This window comes from Paenibacillus sp. BR1-192, from assembly GCF_029542445.1.
GTDB lineage: Bacteria > Bacillota > Bacilli > Paenibacillales > Paenibacillaceae > Paenibacillus_AQ > Paenibacillus_AQ lautus_A.
This window is the reverse complement of the sequence record NZ_CP120718.1, coordinates 475,522-494,295: the sequence shown is the minus strand read 5'-3', so window position 1 is coordinate 494,295 and position 18,774 is coordinate 475,522. Positions and strand designations below refer to the sequence as shown.

Annotated in this window: 14 protein-coding genes; 8 read left to right on the top strand and 6 right to left on the bottom strand. The window is 54.1% G+C overall.

The window, feature by feature from the left end:
* Window positions 1–23 precede the first annotated feature (23 nt).
* The 3 genes from P0X86_RS02140 to P0X86_RS02130 all read right to left on the bottom strand — a co-directional run bounded on the left by P0X86_RS02140 (window position 24) and on the right by P0X86_RS02130 (window position 4,855).
* On the bottom strand, window positions 24–1,571 hold the full coding sequence (locus P0X86_RS02140; RefSeq protein WP_277748983.1) for a response regulator transcription factor: 1,548 nt from the start codon (window positions 1,569–1,571) through the stop codon (window positions 24–26).
* Window positions 1,561–3,381, bottom strand: a complete 1,821-nt coding sequence (locus P0X86_RS02135; protein ID WP_192569937.1) for a cache domain-containing sensor histidine kinase — start codon at window positions 3,379–3,381, stop codon at window positions 1,561–1,563. The genes P0X86_RS02140 and P0X86_RS02135 overlap by 11 nt, the downstream gene beginning before the upstream one ends.
* Window positions 3,382–3,778: 397 nt before the next feature.
* Window positions 3,779–4,855 (bottom strand): copper amine oxidase N-terminal domain-containing protein, encoded by a 1,077-nt coding sequence (locus P0X86_RS02130; RefSeq protein WP_277747658.1) that lies wholly within the window; start codon window positions 4,853–4,855, stop codon window positions 3,779–3,781.
* Between the two features lie 415 nt (window positions 4,856–5,270).
* Between P0X86_RS02130 and P0X86_RS02125 the strand changes: the two genes are divergently transcribed.
* From P0X86_RS02125 to P0X86_RS02110, 4 genes are all read left to right on the top strand, one after another.
* Window positions 5,271–5,441 carry a hypothetical protein gene (locus P0X86_RS02125; RefSeq protein ID WP_277747657.1) on the top strand — a complete coding sequence of 57 codons (171 nt, stop codon included), beginning with the start codon at window positions 5,271–5,273 and terminating at the stop codon, window positions 5,439–5,441.
* Between the two features lie 457 nt (window positions 5,442–5,898).
* Window positions 5,899–6,798, top strand: a complete 900-nt coding sequence (vgb(C), locus tag P0X86_RS02120) for a streptogramin B lyase Vgb(C) (RefSeq protein ID WP_277747656.1) — start codon at window positions 5,899–5,901, stop codon at window positions 6,796–6,798.
* A gap of 141 nt (window positions 6,799–6,939) precedes the next feature.
* Window positions 6,940–8,589 carry an SWIM zinc finger family protein gene (locus P0X86_RS02115; protein ID WP_213580039.1) on the top strand — a complete coding sequence of 550 codons (1,650 nt, stop codon included), beginning with the start codon at window positions 6,940–6,942 and terminating at the stop codon, window positions 8,587–8,589.
* Window positions 8,586–11,546 carry a DEAD/DEAH box helicase gene (locus P0X86_RS02110; protein WP_277747655.1) on the top strand — a complete coding sequence of 987 codons (2,961 nt, stop codon included), beginning with the start codon at window positions 8,586–8,588 and terminating at the stop codon, window positions 11,544–11,546. The genes P0X86_RS02115 and P0X86_RS02110 overlap by 4 nt, the downstream gene beginning before the upstream one ends.
* A gap of 681 nt (window positions 11,547–12,227) precedes the next feature.
* Here P0X86_RS02110 and P0X86_RS02105 read toward each other — a convergent pair.
* Window positions 12,228–13,067, bottom strand: a complete 840-nt coding sequence (locus P0X86_RS02105) for a helix-turn-helix transcriptional regulator (protein ID WP_012818663.1) — start codon at window positions 13,065–13,067, stop codon at window positions 12,228–12,230.
* Between the two features lie 134 nt (window positions 13,068–13,201).
* Here P0X86_RS02105 and fabF point away from each other — a divergent pair, with 134 nt between their 5' ends.
* The 4 genes from fabF (at window position 13,202) to P0X86_RS02085 (ending at window position 17,341) form a co-directional block, all read left to right on the top strand.
* The gene (gene fabF / locus P0X86_RS02100; RefSeq protein ID WP_096774775.1) at window positions 13,202–14,443 is read left to right on the top strand and encodes a beta-ketoacyl-ACP synthase II; all 1,242 of its coding nucleotides are present in this window, start codon (window positions 13,202–13,204) and stop codon (window positions 14,441–14,443) included.
* Between the two features lie 204 nt (window positions 14,444–14,647).
* Complete coding sequence (locus P0X86_RS02095; protein ID WP_012818661.1) at window positions 14,648–15,160, top strand: RNA polymerase sigma factor SigV; 513 nt, start codon at window positions 14,648–14,650, stop codon at window positions 15,158–15,160.
* Window positions 15,160–16,041 (top strand): anti-sigma-V factor RsiV, encoded by an 882-nt coding sequence (gene rsiV / locus P0X86_RS02090; protein ID WP_192569943.1) that lies wholly within the window; start codon window positions 15,160–15,162, stop codon window positions 16,039–16,041. Before P0X86_RS02095 ends, rsiV begins: the two co-directional genes overlap by 1 nt.
* Before the next feature lie 184 nt (window positions 16,042–16,225).
* Entirely contained in the window at window positions 16,226–17,341 is a 1,116-nt protein-coding gene (locus P0X86_RS02085; RefSeq protein ID WP_277747654.1) for a stalk domain-containing protein, read from the top strand.
* 185 nt (window positions 17,342–17,526) lie between these two features.
* Here the strand turns inward: P0X86_RS02085 and comJ are convergent, their stop codons facing one another.
* Together comJ and P0X86_RS02075 are read right to left on the bottom strand one after the other, a co-directional pair.
* Window positions 17,527–18,012, bottom strand: coding sequence for a competence protein ComJ (gene comJ / locus P0X86_RS02080; RefSeq protein WP_096774778.1), 486 nt, complete (start codon window positions 18,010–18,012; stop codon window positions 17,527–17,529).
* Window positions 18,013–18,039: 27 nt separating this feature from the next.
* The gene (locus P0X86_RS02075; protein WP_277747653.1) at window positions 18,040–18,690 is read right to left on the bottom strand and encodes a hypothetical protein; all 651 of its coding nucleotides are present in this window, start codon (window positions 18,688–18,690) and stop codon (window positions 18,040–18,042) included.
* Between the last annotated feature and the right edge of the window lie 84 nt (window positions 18,691–18,774).

Sequence of the window (18,774 nt, the reverse complement as noted above, 5' to 3'; positions counted from 1 at the left end):
TTCAGTCCATAGAGGGACAAAATTCAGGATTCGGGATTTGTCCGATACTCCGAAGGGGTCAGTCCGGTCCACTTTTTGAACAGGCGGTTAAAATATTTGATATCCTCGTAGCCGATTTCATTCGCGATTTCACTGATTTTGGCCGGCGTTTCCCGCAGCAGGTGCATCGCTTTCCGAAGCTTCGCCTGGGTTACGAATTCGATGTAATTCTGTCCGGTCTCCTTCTTGAACATTTCGCTGAAATAGTTGGGGTTCATATGAACATGCTTGGCCACTTGTTGGAGAGACAAGCTCTGTCCCAGGTGCTCATGAATGAAGGAGATCGCTCGCTGGACGGGACTTGTCGTCGACACCATATCACGGTACTCCTTCATGATGAGACCGAGCGAATCGACCAGCACCTTCTCCGGATTCTTGGTCAACTCGCGGATATCGTACGTCTCTTCCACTTTCACCGGACTGGTATAGCCGATAGACGTCGCAGCCCGTATGAGCCAGCGCTGTGCCGAAACGATCAGGGAATGCAGGTAAGCCTGAACCGAGCCGGGCGTTGCCTGGCCCTGGCTTTGGATACGCCGCAGCAGATCCGCCACCCATGCCTGCAAGTCGGCGGATTCCCCCGAACGCAGCAGGGATGACAGCTTGGTCTCTTCTTCCATCGAACATACCGTGCGGATGCCTGTACGTCCTTCGATATCTTCATAACGGATATGCCGTTCCGATTGCAGCAGCCACTCGTAGGAGCTGGCCTCTACCGCGGTAGCCAGCGCAATGTGCAGCTCCCTGGCGCTTGCGACCCGCCGGCCGCTGGCAGCCGTGATGCGGCAGGCATGCGTGGATTCCATCTTATGCAGAGCGGAATCTACCCGCCCCCAGCCATGATTCGGCTCTGCCCGCACCAACAGAAGCAGGGAGCCGTTCCATTCCAGCCACGCGCATTGCAGCACTTCGGCCAGCTCCGTGCCGATTAATCGATGCAGCTCGCTAACGTTCGATTGCTCCGCCTCTTCTGGATGCAGCGGATATACCGACAGCATCCAGATCTGCAGCACCGAGCCGTTCGATTCCAAACACAGCTCCGGGTATCGCTCACACAATTCGGCCTCGGCATGCTCATCCAGCGGAGTGCCGGAAGCAAGCAGCCTTCGCAGAAAACCCCGGTTGACCACCATTTCCTGGGCCTTCCCCTTCGCTTGTGTAAGCCTGCGCTGCAGCAGCCGTTCCCTGGCTTGGACAGCAGCCTCGATAATTTCCCTGGGCCTGCTCGTCTTCAGCAGGTAATCGCTCACGCCTTCCCGCATCGCCTGCTGCGCATACGCGAATTCATCGTATCCCGAGATGACGATGATCTCGATCTCGGGATGCTGCTGCTTGACTTGATGCGCCATGTCCAATCCGCTCAGGCCTGTCATGCGTATGTCCGTAAATATGATTTCGGGCATTTCAACGGGAATACGCTGAAGGGCTTCCTCCGCCGAAGCCGCGGGCGTCAGCACCGTAAAGCCGTTATCCGCCCAATTGATCACGGTACTCAAACCATTTCGAATGATCACTTCATCATCAACGATCATGACCTTCAATGTCGCCATCCCCTTTGCCGGATATTTCCGATTGTTGAATTTCAGGTAAATCAGGTATCGTAAACATCACCCGCGTCCCGGCACCCTCGGTGCTCTCCACACGCAGCCCCGCATCCTTCCCGTAATGAAGGAGCAGCCGCTTATGGACGTTCCGCAGCCCGTAGCTGCCGCGCGGGGTTTGTCCCTTCTCGTACTGCAGCGGATTTTCGACCAGCTGCTCCTGGAGCCATTTCAGGCGCTCCGCCGTCATCCCGATGCCGTCATCCTCCACCACGAAGCGGATCCCTTCGGGTTCGCGGTGTCCGCGAATCGTAATCGTCCCTATCCCGTCACGGCTCAGGATGCCATGCAGCATGGAATTCTCCACCAACGGCTGCAGCAGCAGCTTCAGCATGGTGTGCTGATACAGATCCTCCTCCACATGATCCTTAAACTCGAATTTTTCCGGATAACGGATGGTTTGGATATTCACGTAATGGCGGACATGCATGATCTCCTGCTGTATCGTGCAGTATTCCTGCCCGTTGTTGAGGCTGAACCTCAGAAAATCGCTGAGCGACCCCACCATCTCGGCAATCTTCACATCCTGGTTCATCAGCGCCAGCCAATGGATCGATGACAGCGTATTGTAGAGGAAATGCGGATTGATCTGCACCTGCAGCGCATGCATATCCGCCTCCTTCTTCAGCGACTCGTTCAGCTTCACTTCATCGGTAAGCTTCACGATCCGGGAGCTGAGCCGGTTATAACTGATAATCAGCTGCCCGACCTCGTCGACCGTCTTAACCGGCAGCGCCGGCAGCGGCTCTTCCGGGCTTGAGTTCTTGAGGAATTTCGTCAAGACGGACAGAGGATTCGTAATCTTCTGGATCAGGAAAAGAACCAGCACAATGGCGAGCAGGATGGCCACCGTGACCGCAACCGCCGTCAATTTGATGAAATACTGGTTCTGGGAACGGTATTCCTGCGAGGGAATGATGCCGACGAGCTTCCAGTTCACGCTGGACATTTTCTTATAGAGAATGGTCTTCTTGCTGCTTCCCTCGCCATAGTCAATATTTCCGCTAAGCCCCTCGAACTCTCCAATCGCAGGATAATAATCCGCCAGCGTCAAATTGGTCTCCATATCCGGCGGACCGGCGATAATCCGGTTATTCTCGTCAAGAAGAAGGACGAATCCGGTCTTCTCCAGGACGGCTTGCCGGAACTGATTGGCAATGACGCCCTGATCCAGATTGATCTGCAGGTTCCCGATCGGCTTGTATTTATCCGTGCTCCGAATCGGCCTGGCCAGCGTGATGACCTTCCTGACGCCTTCAAAGGTCCACTGCCGGTGAACGAATGACCACCATTTGGGATGGTGTTCGTAATAATCGGGAACCGTTTCGGTAATATTCCGGAACTCGGAGCGTACCAAGGATTTATGCGAAATCGCATCTTTGCTGCCGAGCGGTTCAACGATGATGTTGGCGATATAATCTTTGGAAAAGGCCAGGTTCGTCAAAAAATTAATAACCGTCGTCTGCTGAACGTAGTTGCTCTGCTCGGTCTTCAGATAGGCCTGAACACCGGTATGCCCGATGAGAAACAGCGAGATATTCTCCACGTCCTTGACCATCGTATCCAGGTAAGCTTCCAGTTGGCGGAGCGTATTCATCCCCGTAATTTTGGCCTTCTCTTCGGTCAGGCTTTTGGCTATGTTAAAAGAGAAAATACCCAGAAACAGCAGCGGCACCAGCGTAGCGATAATGATAAGCAACGACAATTTATGCTTTAGCGATTTCCCAAGCCATTGCTGCATACATACACCCCGTTCAAAGTCCCCATGGTATGGGCTTGTTATATTACTTAACATTGAATGCGTTTACTTCAAAATCAATCTCCATTCTTCGCTAAAATGTGTCAGGTTTATTAACTATCTTAGAGGAATCTTAAGACTCAAGTAAATGGTAATAAAGTCCTATGAGGAGGGATGAAATCTTCTTGAAGCATATGGTATACGCCCCATTTCGGCGATCGGCTACGGAGATGAAAACGGCGTTGAAATCTATAAAAGCACAGCACAAAAAGGGCGCCGCAGCGCCCTCACATTCGGAATTCACATCATTCGACCGAAACCTTCCGCTTCTAACCCATGTTGATCACATCCTGCCAACATGCGTTTATGTGTAGTCCTAAAGCTTTATAATGAAAAACCGTTATTGCCCTCGCTCTTCCAAGCGACGATATTCCATGTCATCCACCTCAAACCGGTTCAGCTCTTCATTAAATCGGTATGTTATTCGGAGATCCCCGGCAAAACCGGCCGGGCTCATGCTTCCTGCCGCTTCCGTAAGAAGCCGTCCTTCCGCCAAACGATGTCTGACAACGGCTCCGAAGCCAAGCTTATCAAATAGATAGCTTTTATCTTTGGAATCGTCCTTGAACTTCTGGACGCTTTCCTTTCCGTCAACCGTAACCTTAACCGTAAAGTGATCCGCTTCCTTCTCGATGCTGGATTTCACATGGCTCGATACGGCCTGCTCCAGCGATTCGATCGGGATTTCCTCCAGAGAACCGGCATCCACTACATGCATCTCCCCCGCGTACAGACCGGTGCCCGTCCCGTCCACGTAGAACACAACAACGTCCGGCTTGCCATCGCCTGTGACATCCTGGTAATGAATGACCGGTTTACGCGTAGCCTCTCCTCCATGCCAGTCCTTAAAGACCCGCTTCCTGCCTTCTACCTCGACCACCATGCCTTCATATCTGCCATATTTCGATGCGCTGACCGGATACAGCTTCACATTGCTGTTCTCCTCCGCCGTCAACAGGTCAACCTCCGGCGTATAAATGTAAACCATGCCATCCTTCGTATCCAAGCGGACTTCAGCATCGTACAGCTCCGTCATGAATCGGGCGGGAGCCATGACGCGACCATCCATAAGCTGCGCGGGAACGGACAGGGCGTAGGTCTTCTCTTTTCCCTCGGCAACGTCGCTTGCCATTTTCAGGGTGACTTGATCGGTGCCCGTGTTGACGGTTAGCGTCTTATTCTTGTTATCCCAGCGGAGCCCCATAGGCTTCAAGTATTCCTTGACCGTGTTCAGGGGGACCAGCACTGTGCCGTTCACGATGACGGGTTTGACATCCGGCGTCATTACATAATGATTGACGTTTAAAAATTCCAAGTCCTTCTTGTGCGCGGCCTGGGCCTGTACCGCCGTACTTAACAGCATTGCGGCCGCTATAGCGCCGCTTGCAGCCATTTTTGTCCATTTCCGGGTTATCATGTTCGCTAATCTCCTTGGCTTGTAATATTCAGCAAATGCATCTATAACTAAGACGCAAGGTGAACGCAATTGGTTCGTGCATATCCATGAAAAATGACGAAAAACGTCTCTATTTCGATTTTTTTCGATCATCATCAGTAAAAATTGCCGCTTTTAAACTTAAATTCATGACCACATTCCAGATGATATGTTAGAATCAGAAATGATTGTTATATTATGGAACATATTTAATTCAAGGTTAATGGCATTCATTCGGGATACCAACGATCAGTATGTCATGGATCGGGCACGAACTCACCTGTATCCGAGCTCCGAGCATAAGCGGGGAGTTAAGCCATCGCCTGGTCTTAAGGATACGACAGCTGGAATCTTCGATATGATTCGTAAAACAGTACCTTGAAGGGAGGTGAGCTCCTTGAACCAGGGGATATCCTTTTTCGGCATGTTTTCCATGCTCAGCATTATCGTACACGGGCTATTCGCACTTCTCGGTTTATATGCTTTGTATCTCCTCATCAAATTGATGATCCGGGCCATAACCGCGCTTGAACTCTACATCGACGAGAAGCGCAACCGACGGTTGTAAAGGCAAACTTCGGATAAACCGAGGTTGAAACCACGGAATATCCTATGGTAAAGTCTAGGCAACCAGAAATGAAAGGGTGAACCCAAAGCCAATGATCTACTAATCCTGTCCCAAGCATTTGGAAAACACTTCGATTTCACGATACGAGGTTTTCGGGATAGGATTCGTGCGGCTTTTTTTATATGTGACGGGTGGATGTTTGAGACTTCTCCATGTAGAGTCCGCATCTTCTTTGTTCGTATTCGCCTCCTATTCCGAAATCTCGGAGTGGGGGGTTTTTCTATTTTATCAACACCAATTGAGAGGCTAGAGATTATCGATGACAGGAACTCATCTAAGCATCCAAGGGAGAGCCTTCCCCGTTCCGGGAAAGCCGAACGCGAGATTTGAACACGCTCAATCAAATGAAGAATCCGCTTTAAGCATCCTAACAACTTCTACAAGGAGGCATGTTCGCATGCAGATCACGATACAGGAGTACAAGATAGCGAACCGGGAGTCGGGACCTTATGGCATTGCGGCAGGACGAGACGGGGCCATCTGGTTCACGGAGCAAAAAGGAAACCGGATCGGACGAATCACCAAGGGAGGGGATATGCGTACTTTCGATGTCCCGACGCCGGATGCGGGGGTCATGTCCATCCTCTCTGCCCCTAACGGGGACCTCTGGTTCACGGAGTACAAAGCGAATAAAATCGGACGGATGACAATGGAAGGGGCATTCACGGAATTCGAGCTGCCGGAAGCAGGCTCGTCTCCTTACGGCTTGACGGAGGGCCCGGATGGAGCCATATGGTTCACCGAGCTAATCGGCAATCGGATTGGCCGGATTACGCCGGCAGGCGTTATCACGGAATACGACTTGCCGCGCGCAGGCTCGTACCCTTCCTATATCACGGCCGGTCCGGACGGCGCGCTGTGGTTTACGGAAAACCAAAACAACTGCATCGGCCGGATTACGGTAGACGGGGAGATCGCCGAGTACCGGATTCCAACCGAGCAATCAGGGCCTGTCGGCATCACGGCAGGTGCCGATGGCGCCCTGTGGTTCGTTCAAATCAACGGCAATCAAATCGGACGGATCACGACGGCCGGGGAGATTACGGAATTCAAGCTCCCGTCCGGGAATGCCAGACCCCATGCCATCGCGGCGGGAGCTCGCGAAGATTTATGGTTTACGGAGTGGGGAGCCAACCGGATCGGACGAATGACATGTACCGGGGACATTACCGAGTACCCGATCCCCACCCCCTCAGCCGAGCCTCACGGCATTACCGTGGATTCCGGCGGCGAGGTATGGTTCGCCGAGGAATGCGACCAGATCGGCCGTTTCATCGTTCAATATGAGGAGTCCTGATCGAACGCTCTACGCCGAAAAGTCCGTGCAGCCTGCTGCCGGGCTTTTCCAGCGCGAAGCTGCTCCGGCTGGTTTCTTCATCTAGGGGAATATGATAGATTAAATGGATACTTAGAATTATTTCTCTTAGGAGACTGTACGATGATGAACCCAAACCTAACTTTAGATGATCTGCAGTGGCAAACGCTCATTCAGCAAACTGCCGGTTATTTCAGCGATTTGACCATTAAACGGGGATTTCAATATTATAAGCAGGGCCGTGTCCACGCAAGCGAAAAGGCGGATCCGTCCGGTGTGATCGAGGCTTCCGTGGATGGAACGGAAACCTACCGCATCAGGCTTCAGCTGCATTCCCTGAGCGACAGCGAATGCAGCTGTCCCGTTAACGAGGGCTGCAAGCATATGGTGGCCGTTCTGCTTGACTATGCCCAGCTTCAGGGCCGATCCATCCATGCTTTGGTTAATGCGCATTCGACTACGTATGCCGCATCTTCCTCGTATGACCGAAGCGATTCCGGCTTGAGCCAAGGCCATGAACGGCCGCCTGCCGGAGTTTCGAAATGGAGAGTCAAGGCCGACCATTTGCCCGAGCTGCCGATCTCCGCATGGCATGAGCTGTTCGAGGTTTGCACGGCTTCGCTGGGAGCTAATACGCAGAATTCGTTTTACGCCAAAAACGCGCTGGCTTCCCTCCATCACATTAAACCGCCGCTGCCGCCGGATATGGATCCGTTATACGAGCTCCATGCCCATCTCTTCATTCTCGAGAAGCTGGTCAAGCAGCCAGCCAGCGCTTGGAATGCCTCAGGCTCTTACATCGGCTATCATACGCAGGTGGCGGCGGATCATATCCTGGCCAGAATCGAGCGAATCCTTCATGAAGGGCTGGAGGGCAACGAGCCCGAAGAGGCATTCGGACAGCGGCTGACCGAGACGATTTCGTTTGTCCGGCGGAGCATGCTAAGCGAACCGCGGAACCGTAAATTTTACGCCCAGGTCTATATGCAGCTCTGGAGGTACTGGATTCATCCGTTGGCGAAAAAAAACGACGGCTTGATCAAGGAGGAATTGGAGCAGCTGCAGGCAGCCGAATCGGAACTCGGCAGCAGCCTTTCGCGCGCCTCATGGTATATGGCGCAGAGCTTCATGTCCTTCTATCTCGGAGAAGACGAATCGTCCTGGGACCTGATCAGGGCAGCGGACAAGGTCAGCAGCCTGCCCCCGGCTTCCGTCCTGGGCTTCTTCGACATGCTGCATTCGGGACAAGACTGGGACCGCTTGGCCCGCTGGCTCCCGGAGATCGGCCCGCTGCTTGGCAGTCACCGCAACGAGCACCTCAGCAGCTATCAATTCTACTGGGATGCCGTCATAGAGCACCTGCCCGGGGAAGCGGAACGGATGTGGAGCAGTCTTGCCGACATGCTCCCTTATTCGAAGGACATCTATCAGAATGCCTTGATCACGCACGGCAGATGGCGGGAATGGATCGACTATCAATTAAGCACAGGCCGGGAGCCGCTGGAGCTCCGGGTCAGCGAGCTCGCGCCGATTGAGAAGAACGCGCCCGAGCTGCTGCTGCCTTTTTATCATCAGGCCGTCGAGCGATACATCCTTCATAAGAACCGGGCCGGCTATAAAGCAGCCGTCAAGCTGCTCAAACGGCTGGCTAAGTTATATAAAAAGCTCAAACAGCAGGAGCGCTGGGATCTGTTCATTATGTCCTTGTCCGTACGCAACAGCCGGCTTCGCGCATTCCAGGAAGAGCTTCGGAGAGGAAAGCTGATATCATGAGCAGATACACGGAAACCATCACGGTCCATATGGCATTAAGCGAATACGGAGATGCCGTGATCTACGGCTCTACCGTCATGCGGGGTTACGTATCCGGACAATACCTGAAGCACCGTTTATTCGCTTGGCATGAAGCCTCCTTCTACGGAACGGAGCTTATCGTCCAATCCGTTCAGGATATGGAAGTCATCATCTTGCCTTCCGAGCAAGTCATACCGTTCTTTGCGGACGGCCGGCTGCTCGAACATATCGAATGGGTTTGGGACGAGGATTGCCTTCCCTTCATTGAACTTGCGCCTTCGCTGGCAGCCTGCATTCAGGATAAGCAATACGCACCCAGCTTGAGCGCCTTCAAGTCGGGCAAGCTGCAATGGATCTGGGATGCGGAGGCTTTCTCAGCCGAAGAGCAGGCCCGCCTCTCCGTCTTGAATGAAGACGAGATATGGAATGAAGGCTTGCGCGCCGCGTTCTCCGCCGCCGTTCAAGAACAGTGGTACGGCAGCGAAGAAGCCGCGGCTGACCTGCGCAGGGAGTATCCCCTGCTGTTCTCGCCGAGTCGTACCGCTGCCGAAGGGATGGATGACAAGTCCTGGCTGATCGCCATCGGATGGCGGCCGGATACCGCTCCGTTCCGGCCCCTGCTGCAATTGCTGGAGCCGGACGAAGAAGAAGCCGAGTGGCGTCTTCGGCTCGTATTGCAGGACAAGCTGGACGCAGCGGCGCTTGCAGCCGTTCGTCTGGCCGAAGACGGGCAGGCATACGGATCGTGGCCGGAGGCATGGACCGCCCATATCAAGGAGCGGTCCTCCGGCTGGCTCCAAGGTTTGCGGGCAGCCCTGCCGGCCCGGGTGCTTCACGCTCCGGCTGAAGACATGCTAGGCGCCCCGCTGTCCGACGAGGCCGCGTGGCAGTTCCTGACCGTCGACAGCCAGCGGCTGCTCCAGTCCGGCTGGCTGGTGCTGCTTCCGGCTTGGTGGGAAGCCGCTAGCAGGAAGAAGCCCAAGCTGCGGGCGAAAGTCCGCTCCGGCGAAGGCGAGAGCGCGGAACGAAGCAGCGGCGGGTCCCTGTTCGGCTTGGATTCGCTGGTCAATTTCGATTGGCGCATCGCCATCGGCGAAGCTACCCTTTCCGAAGCGGAATTCGCCGAGCTTGTTGCCCGGAACGAACGACTGGTTCGGTTCCGGGGCCAGTGGATTCCGCTGGATCCCGCTCTGGTCGCCCAAATCCGCCAGATGATGGCGGGCGTAGACCGTGAGGAAGGCCTGTCGTTTCAGGATATTCTGCACTTGCATCTGCTCGGGAACAGCGATGAGACGGAGCAGGTTCATCAGGATGCGGAAGAAACGCGGGATCCGGAACGGATCAAACTGGAAGTGGAGCTGAACGAGCATCTCGTGAAGCTCATCGGCCAACTCGGCCGGCAAAGCGAATGGCCGAGCCTCCCTGTCCCCTCCGGTCTTAAAGCCGAGCTCCGGTCGTACCAGTATGACGGCTTTGCCTGGCTTGCCTTTTTGCGGCGATACGGGCTCGGTGCATGCCTTGCCGATGACATGGGCCTTGGCAAAACCGTGCAATTTATCGCCTACCTGCTGCACGTGAAGGAGACGACGATGGCGCGGGAAGAGAGACGCCTCCCTTCCCTGCTGATCTGTCCGACCTCGGTGCTTGGCAATTGGCAGAAGGAGCTTGAACGGTTCGCTCCGTCGCTCCGGGTCATGCTGCACTATGGCGGGAAGCGCAGCAGCAGCGAGGATTTCTATCATGAGGCTTACCAAGCGGACATTATTCTTACTTCCTATGCGACGGCAACGCTCGATCAAGAGATGTTAAGAGACATGAAATGGGAAACGATCGGCATCGACGAGGCCCAGAACATCAAGAATGCCGACACCAAGCAATCCGCCGCCGTGCGAAGCTTCCCGGCAAGGCACCGCGTTGCGCTGACCGGCACACCGATTGAGAACCGGCTGTCCGAGCTGTGGTCCATCTATGACTTCATCAACCCTGGATATCTCGGCAGCCTGCGGGCATTCAATCTCCGGTTCATCCAGGCCATCGAAAAAGACAAGAACGAGCAGCGCACGGCCGATCTTCAGAAGCTGATCAAGCCCTTCATGCTCCGCCGCAAGAAAAAAGATCCGGCGATTCAGCTCGACCTGCCGGACAAGAACGAGATGAAGACCTATATCCATCTCACGGCCGAGCAAGGCGCGCTTTACGATCAGACCGTGAACAGCCTCCTGGAACGCATGCAAAAGCTCGAGGGCATCGAGCGCAAAGGCGCCATTCTGGCAGCTCTGACGCAGTTCAAGCAGCTCTGCGACCATCCGGCTTTGCTCACGAAGGAGCCGCTCCCGGAACTGCCGGGGGGAGGCGGCTTGCTTGACACCGAGGCCGTGGTCAACCGTTCGGCCAAGCTGGAGCGGCTGCTGTCCATGGTGAAGGAGCTGCGGGACGAGGGCGAACGCTGCCTCATCTTCACCCAGTATATCGGCATGGGCGAGATGATGCGGCAGGTGCTGCATCAGGAGCTGGGTGAGCCGGTGCTGTACTTGAACGGCAGCACGCCGAAGCGGACGCGCGATCGCATGATCGAGCAGTTCCAGTCCCAGACCCTGCCGCCCGAAGAGCAGCCGAATGTCATGATTCTCTCGATCAAGGCCGGCGGCGTCGGCCTGAATCTGACCGCGGCGAATCACGTGTTCCACTTTGACCGCTGGTGGAACCCTGCCGTGGAGAATCAGGCAACCGACCGGGCCTATCGGATGGGGCAGACCAAGGACGTCCAGGTGTACAAATTCATCTCCATGGGAACGCTCGAAGAGCGGATCGATGAGATGCTGGAGAGCAAGCAGCAGCTAAGCGATCAGGTTATTGCAAGCAGCGAGGGCTGGATTACCGAGCTGTCTACCGATGAGCTGAAGGATTTGTTCACGCTGCGGCGCGATTGGGCGTAATCGCTGCGTTAAGGAGCGAGCTGTCAGGCGATTGTGGACAGTCGCCCCCTTGGAGCACAGTGCGGAATGCCTGTGGAACGCCTAGACGGCTTCCAGTTGTTGCTCTTTAACAACATCATAGCGCGTAGCAAAAAGCCCCGTGTGCAGACACGGGGCTTTTGTTATGTACCACGGTTGACGAGCTACGAGAAGATTTACATTGTTACGCGTTTAAAGCTCGTATGACAGGGCGATGTTTTCTATTAACGGACACAGAATACGCTATTAAGCCAAAACCCATGATACTGGAACACGAACCGGACTGTGAGTCCGTTATTTGCTCCAAAATATGATGAATATGCCGGTTATGAGCCCAATAACGGATCTTGTGTCCGATAAAGTTGTAATTAGGGCGTAATCTCGTCAAATAACGGAACTGGAGTCCGATTAGTCGGGAACAACAAGTAGTTTGGCTACTTCAAGAACAGTAAGTGCCGGCGCGGAGTCAGGAATTACTGGTGCAGCAAGCGCAAAATGCACGGAATCCATTCTTTCTGGCATAACAAGTACCATCAGTATCGCAATCCGTTAAGCAACTGCAAACGGCACGGACCCCAAATTACTTTGGTACAACAAGTATATCCAGCATCCGTTACCTCTGGCGCAGCAAGTGAACTCGGTCCGCTCCCCCGCTACCTCCCTTCACTTCTCCTCCATCAGCTGCCGCAGCTTCGCTTCCGTGGTCGTGTCGGGAGCCGGCGTATAGATGCTGCACCGCAGGTCATCATTTCCGTACACTTTGAGCGACGTGAGCTCATATACCATTTTCCCGGCCTTGGCATGCCGGAATTCCAGGTGCACCTCCGGGGCGTAGCTGACCTGGCTCTGCTCCCACATGCGGTTGAAATCCGGATGCCCGTTCTTCATTTCCTCCAAAAAATGATCATACCATTCATCCTCGACATATTGACCGTAATAGCTTCGGAACATCGACAGGAAGCCGCTGGCAAACTGCTCCCAGTTCACCGCCAGCCGCTGGAATTCCCTGCGGGTAAAGAGCAGCCGGATCATGTTCCGCTCCTCGGGCGGGATCCGGTCAAAATCAAGGAACACGTACGCGGCCGCGCGGTTCCACCCCACGATATTGCACTTCCGATCGGATATCATGACGGGACAATATTTTAGCTCGGTGATGATTTTTTGCAGGGACGGGCTGATCTGCACCGCTTCGTGTTTGACCGTATACGGCTCCGCCCCGCTCTCCAGCGCCAGGGAGTACAGATATCTGCGCTCGTCCGCGTTCAACTGCAGCGCACTTGCGACGCAGTCCAGCACGGATGACGACACCTGGATGTCGCGCCCCTGCTCGAGCCAGGTGTACCAAGTGGTACTGACGCCGGCCAACTGGGCGACCTCCTCCCTGCGCAAGCCCGGTGTTCTCCTCCGGGTACCGGGCGGCAGCCCGACGGACTCGGGAGAGATTTTGGCACGCTGCCCTTTCAAAAAAGCGGACAACGCTTGCAGCCTAACCTGGGAATTCATCTATCATCCTCCTTCCTTCAACAAGGATAGCAGTTTTTATACTAGGATAAACGGTATCTTGTAATAGGATACTACACGTGACATTATAACCTTAAGATTGACAAGTTATAAAGTCCTAAGGAGGCTGTTCATCCATGGAAAGAGTCGTTATCACCGGTATGGGCATCATATCGCCGCTGGGCCATGATGTTGATACGTTCTGGTCCCGGCTTGTACGAGGAGAATCCGGTATTGCACATATAGAAAATTTGGACACATCAAGACAAAAGGTACAAATAGCAGGGGCCGTGAAGGGGTTTGACGCAAACGCGCTGTTCGGTGCGAAGGAAGCCCGGCGGTTGGACCGCTTCTGCCAGTTTGCGCTGGCTGCGGCGGATCAAGCGATCAGCCAGTCGGGCCTTGATCTTGATCAGATCGATCATGAGCGCATGGGAGTCTACGTAGGCTCCGGCATCGGCGGCATCCAAACCCTGATGAATCAGAGCGGCACGCTGTCGTCGCGGGGTCCCGAGCGGGTCAGTCCTACCCTGGTACCCATGATGATTCCTAATATGGCGGCCGCGCTCATCAGCATTAAATACAAGGCGCTTGGCTCCACGCTGGCACCGGTTACGGCATGTTCGATCGGCAATACGGCGATCGGCGAGGCTTTCTTTAACATCCAAGCCGGCCGGTCCGACGTCATTATCGCGGGCGGATCCGAAGCCGCATTGACCGACATCTCGCTGGCCAGCTTCGCGAATGCCACCGCCCTGTCCTCCCGCAATGATGAACCGGGCCGTGCCAGCCGGCCGTTCGATGCGGACCGCGATGGATTCGTCATGGCGGAAGGTGCCGGCATCCTCATCCTGGAGTCGCTTTCCCATGCCTTGCGCAGAGGCGCCGTCATACTCGGCGAGGTTATCGGTTACGGTGCCAGCTCGGATGCCTATCATATGGTCGCAACGCCGGAAGACGGCAGCGGCGCGGCACGTGCGATGAAGCTGGCGCTGGCCGAAGCGGATCTCTCCCCGGCCGACGTGGATGTCATCAGCGCCCATGCCACCAGCACGGTCATCGGCGACCGTTCGGAGACGGCGGCCATCAAGCAGGTATTTGGCGAGGAGGCATACCGTATCCCGGTAACAGCCAACAAATCGATGACCGGGCACATGCTGGGCGCATCCGGCGGCGCGGAGGCCATTGCCCTCGTGAAATCCCTGCAAGAAGGCATTATACCGCCTACGATCAATCTCGATCATGCCGATCCAACCTGCGATTTGGACTATGTACCCAACGAGGCGAGAAGCGCCAAGCTCCGCATTGGCATGTCCAATTCCTTCGGCTTCGGCGGACATAACTCGGCGATTATCCTCAAGAGATATGAGAGCGAATAACGATGAGACTAAAAGCCCCCAGTGAAAACTGGGGGCTTTTTCTTGTTGCGATTGTTGAAGGATAAGTTGAATATGAAGACAGAAACGCCTTTAGAAATTTTTTTTCGCAGAATCAAACTTTTTGAAAGACTCGTACGTCTTGCTTCCGTAAGTCAATTGCAATTGATGGTTACCCGCGCGGGCCCAAAGGAGTGTCATATTTACATGAGAGGCGGCCGGAAGCTTGAGAAGCTTCTTATCCAATGCATAACCGAAAATCAGGACAGCGCCTACCGGCTGGCATACAGCTACGTCAGAAATAAAGAGGATGCCCTCGATATCGTTCAGGACGCGATCCACAAAGCATTTTTATCCATGGAAAAGCTGAAGCAGACGGGTTCACTAAAAAGCTGGTTTTTCCGAATTATTGTCACAACCTCCCTGGATCTCATTCGAAAACAGAAAAAAGTCCGCGTCATGGACGACGAGAACCTGGAGTTCATCTTACCCGGCAGTCATGACCATTATCCGAATCTGGATCTGGCCCAGTCCTTGGAGGATCTGCCTGACAAGTATCGGGTCGTCATTATTCTCCGGTTTTTCGAAGACATGAAGATTGACGAAATTGCCGAGGTGCTCCATGAGAATGTCAGCACGGTGAAAACGAGGCTATACCAAGGACTGCAGAGACTGCGGGTGAACCTAAGCGAGGAAGACCAAGAGGAGGCACAACGATAATGCATGACAAGCTGAATAGGATGAAAGAGCAGTACGAGAGCACTCCTATTCCCGACGAACTAAGCTCGGTGGTCAACAAAGCCATTGCAGCCAGACGAACAAAAAATAGAGCCCTGCCCTGGCTCGCCGGCGTGGCCGCTGCATGCGCACTGCTGTTTGCCGGCGTGAACGCAAGTCCCGCATTCGCCAAGGCCATGTCCGATGTGCCCGTTCTGGGCGAGATCGTCAAGGTGATGACCATCCGCGAATATGCCGAGCAGGACGGCAGCACGGAAGTGCATATCGAAACGCCCGGCATTGCCAACCTGGGCAATCCGGAGCTTGAGCAAACGCTGAATAACAAATACCTGGAAGAGAACAAGAAGCTGTATGAGGACTTCAAAGACGAAGTCGCCCAGCTAAATCATGAAGGCGGCGGGCATCTCAGCCTCGATAGCGGTTATGAAGTGATCACCGACAATGAACAGCTGCTGACGCTTTCCCGCTACGTCGTAGAATCCGCCGGTGGCTCCGCCGAGTCCAGACAATACGATACGATCGACAAGATCAACCATTTGGTGATCACGCTGCCAAGCCTGTTCAAGGATGATTCCTACATCCAAGTCATCAGCGACAATATCAAGGAGCAAATGCGCCGGCAGATGCAGGATAATCCCGAAATCACCTACTGGGTAGAGCAGCCTGGCGTCGAATCCGATATACCGGAGGATCTATTCCAATCGATCGCCAAGGATCACAATTTCTATATTGATAAGAATGGCAAACTGGTCATCAGCTTCAACGAATACGATGTGGCTCCCGGCTATATGGGCGTCGTGGAATTTACGATCCCTACGGAGGCCATCGCGGATCAGCTCGTCAGCAACGAATACATTCGATAGATCCGCCATTCATCACCAACCTACGAGTGCAGATCGTTCTTCCGATCCCCGTTGCCCCCGAATTTTCTGTTGAAATTTTAGGAGTCCGTGGGAATCCGGAGGACAAGGAGACCGCTTCGCTTCTCCAAAACGCTTCTGTCTTCTCACTTTAAAGATATCAAACCTAAACCTGGAGGTAATCACGATGAAAACAATGAAGCATACAAGCCCACTGGCCAAAACACTCGCGGCTGCCGGATTAGCGGGCGTCCTGATGATTTCCGCTTCGGGTCTGCCATCCGCTCATGTCCATGCCGAAACCAAAACTGCAGCGAGCACCGATCAGGTGAAGACTTCGACTGCTGCCCCGCAACGGATAACGTTCAAAACATTGCACTCCAAGGAAAAATGGCTCGAAACGGATATCAAGATTCCTGTATTCCAGGGTCTGGCTGATACCAAGTACCAAGATCAGCTAAATGACATCATCGAATCCCATGCTTCCAAGGATATCGCCAAATGGGAAAAGGAGGCCTCCGAGGCTGCGGCAAATGCGGAACTGAACGGCTATACCATGCACCCTTATCAGCTGACGATCACCTATGAGCTTACATCGGATGGCACGGACGACAACCTGATATCCCTTAAGGTCATCACGGAAGGCATGGGAATGAACAATGGCGATCCCCGCGTGGATACGTATAACTTCACGAACGAAGCCGAAGCCCAGCGCGTGACGCTGGAGGACCTGTTCGGGAAGAATTACAAATCGATCGTGGATACGGCGGTCAAAACCGCGATTGCCGCGGATCAGGACCATTACTTCGCGAACGAAGACGGATTTCAAGGCATAGACGCGGAGCAATCCTTCTATGTAGAGGACGGAACAGCCTACATCGTATTCCAAAAATACAGCATCGCTCCAGGATCCACGGGAACGCCGGAATTTGCCGTGAAGCTGCCGGATACAGCACCCGAAGAAAAGCCCGTTTCCGCCGTCTTGAAGCCAGGCGCTTACTACAAGGATAACAACGGCAAGATGATGGTTCCCGCGGCCCGCGTGCTGCGTCAGCTCCAATTCGACGTCAAGTGGAACGGCAAGAGCAAAACCGCGGAAATCTCCAAAGGCGCCGTCTGGAGCGCGGTGACGCTGAACAAGGATGCGTACGCTTTGGGTAAAATGGCTCCGCGCTCGCTAGGCGCGTCTCCTGCAATGAAAGACGGCCATGTCTATGTTCCGCTCGCTTTCCTCACGGACATTCTGCAGTTGCAGGCAGACCAAAGCCAATATGGCGACATTACGGTGACGGCAGCACAATAGCTATTTTCCACGCAGTCAGATCGTTTCTGCTTTCCATAAAGAGCTGGTAAAGTCGGGACAACGGCACAGCAGCATGGCGGCAACAAAAGAGGCCTCTCCTACACGGAGAAGGCCTCTTCTTATATCAATAATAGGGAGAATTGCCTTACGCGGCCTTCAGTACCCCGTTTTCTGCAATTTATGGGTCAACAATACCCCTCCGCCAAGGCTTCTCCAGCCCTGCCGCCCCATTCATCGTCCATCAAAAATCGGGCTTGGACATACTCTCCTTCACGCACGAAAGTCAGACGGTAATACACCTCTTCATCCTCGCAAATCTCAAAATACAAGGCATACCGCCCTTCTTGCAGCGGAAGCTCGATGACGGCGTCCGACATGACGGATAGCAGCTCCAGCTTGCCAGGATCCAAAACGTCAAACGGCACGACCATTCGGCGCTGCGCGTTCGGGTCTTCCGTGAACGCCTCTGTCAGGGCCAGCTTCACCCAAGCGCCGAAAGCATCGTCAGGAATCGGATCAAAGGTCAGATAACCGGGATGAATGACCGCGCCCTGCTTGATATTGATTTCTCCCCACTGGCACAACTCCTCGTCAAAATCCCGCGAGCGGATTTGAATCTGATGGTGCGAGATGGTGAGATCCACCTCTTGGGTCAATTTTGTATGCTGCATTGTACGGCACCTCGTTTTGAAAAAATTCTATTTAAGCTGCTCCATATGGATCGTGGCCAGCCTGCGCTCTTTATCCACCCGAACCCGCATGCTGACGCCCAGCTTCTCCTCGAACAATCGGGTAACATTCAGATACTTATCCTCCACCACGCCCGACCCTCCTTGGCCGTTGGAGCGCGTCATGCCTGCGGTGATAATCTCCTTCACCATATCCCCGTCCGCTTTGGCTGCCGGGTCGTATGTAAATATGGGCTCTTTACGGTCATTATAAAAGATGATGTCCTGCCGATATTCCTTTGCGTTCACATACTCTTTCCGGGTCTCGATATAGTCGTTCTCCAGATGGTCATACTGGACCCTCCCTGCCAAGAACGGATTGTCCTCCGAAGCCTCCACCTCGAACTGCCCATATGCCAATTGATACAGCATGTTGAGATCCGACCCTTCCAGTCTATAATAGAGCGGGCGCAGCTCCCCCTTCTTATCGGTTGCGGCGAAGCCAGCCAGCAGCGGCCAAGCATCCACTTGTTCACCATCCACATCAACGGCGAGCTGGTATTTGGTCAAGACGACCTCATGCTGAAAAAGCCCATACGTGCGCGCAATAAAATAGCCGGGTGTCAACAACACGGCCGCCACCAACAGGATGACTCCCCAGAGGACCCGTCTGTTGTTCATGCTGTCACCTCCCCTCGCTGGTTCTTCATCCGACTCCTAACACACCGCCTTTAGGCAAAGTTATGGGCATTAGGAGTGGTTCTA

What these genes read in the sequence shown, in the direction of transcription:
- P0X86_RS02140 (WP_277748983.1), bottom strand. Translation starts at nt 1,571, where the DNA reads ATGATCGTTGATGATGAAGTGATCATTCGAAATGGTTTGAGTACCGTG.
- P0X86_RS02135 (WP_192569937.1), bottom strand. Translation starts at nt 3,381, where the DNA reads ATGCAGCAATGGCTTGGGAAATCGCTAAAGCATAAATTGTCGTTGCTT.
- P0X86_RS02130 (WP_277747658.1), bottom strand. Translation starts at nt 4,855, where the DNA reads ATGATAACCCGGAAATGGACAAAAATGGCTGCAAGCGGCGCTATAGCG.
- P0X86_RS02115 (WP_213580039.1), top strand. Translation starts at nt 6,940, where the DNA reads ATGATGAACCCAAACCTAACTTTAGATGATCTGCAGTGGCAAACGCTC.
- P0X86_RS02110 (WP_277747655.1), top strand. Translation starts at nt 8,586, where the DNA reads ATGAGCAGATACACGGAAACCATCACGGTCCATATGGCATTAAGCGAA.
- P0X86_RS02105 (WP_012818663.1), bottom strand. Translation starts at nt 13,067, where the DNA reads ATGAATTCCCAGGTTAGGCTGCAAGCGTTGTCCGCTTTTTTGAAAGGG.
- fabF (WP_096774775.1), top strand. Translation starts at nt 13,202, where the DNA reads ATGGAAAGAGTCGTTATCACCGGTATGGGCATCATATCGCCGCTGGGC.
- P0X86_RS02095 (WP_012818661.1), top strand. Translation starts at nt 14,648, where the DNA reads ATGAGAGGCGGCCGGAAGCTTGAGAAGCTTCTTATCCAATGCATAACC.
- rsiV (WP_192569943.1), top strand. Translation starts at nt 15,160, where the DNA reads ATGCATGACAAGCTGAATAGGATGAAAGAGCAGTACGAGAGCACTCCT.
- P0X86_RS02085 (WP_277747654.1), top strand. Translation starts at nt 16,226, where the DNA reads ATGAAAACAATGAAGCATACAAGCCCACTGGCCAAAACACTCGCGGCT.
- comJ (WP_096774778.1), bottom strand. Translation starts at nt 18,012, where the DNA reads ATGCAGCATACAAAATTGACCCAAGAGGTGGATCTCACCATCTCGCAC.
- P0X86_RS02075 (WP_277747653.1), bottom strand. Translation starts at nt 18,690, where the DNA reads ATGAACAACAGACGGGTCCTCTGGGGAGTCATCCTGTTGGTGGCGGCC.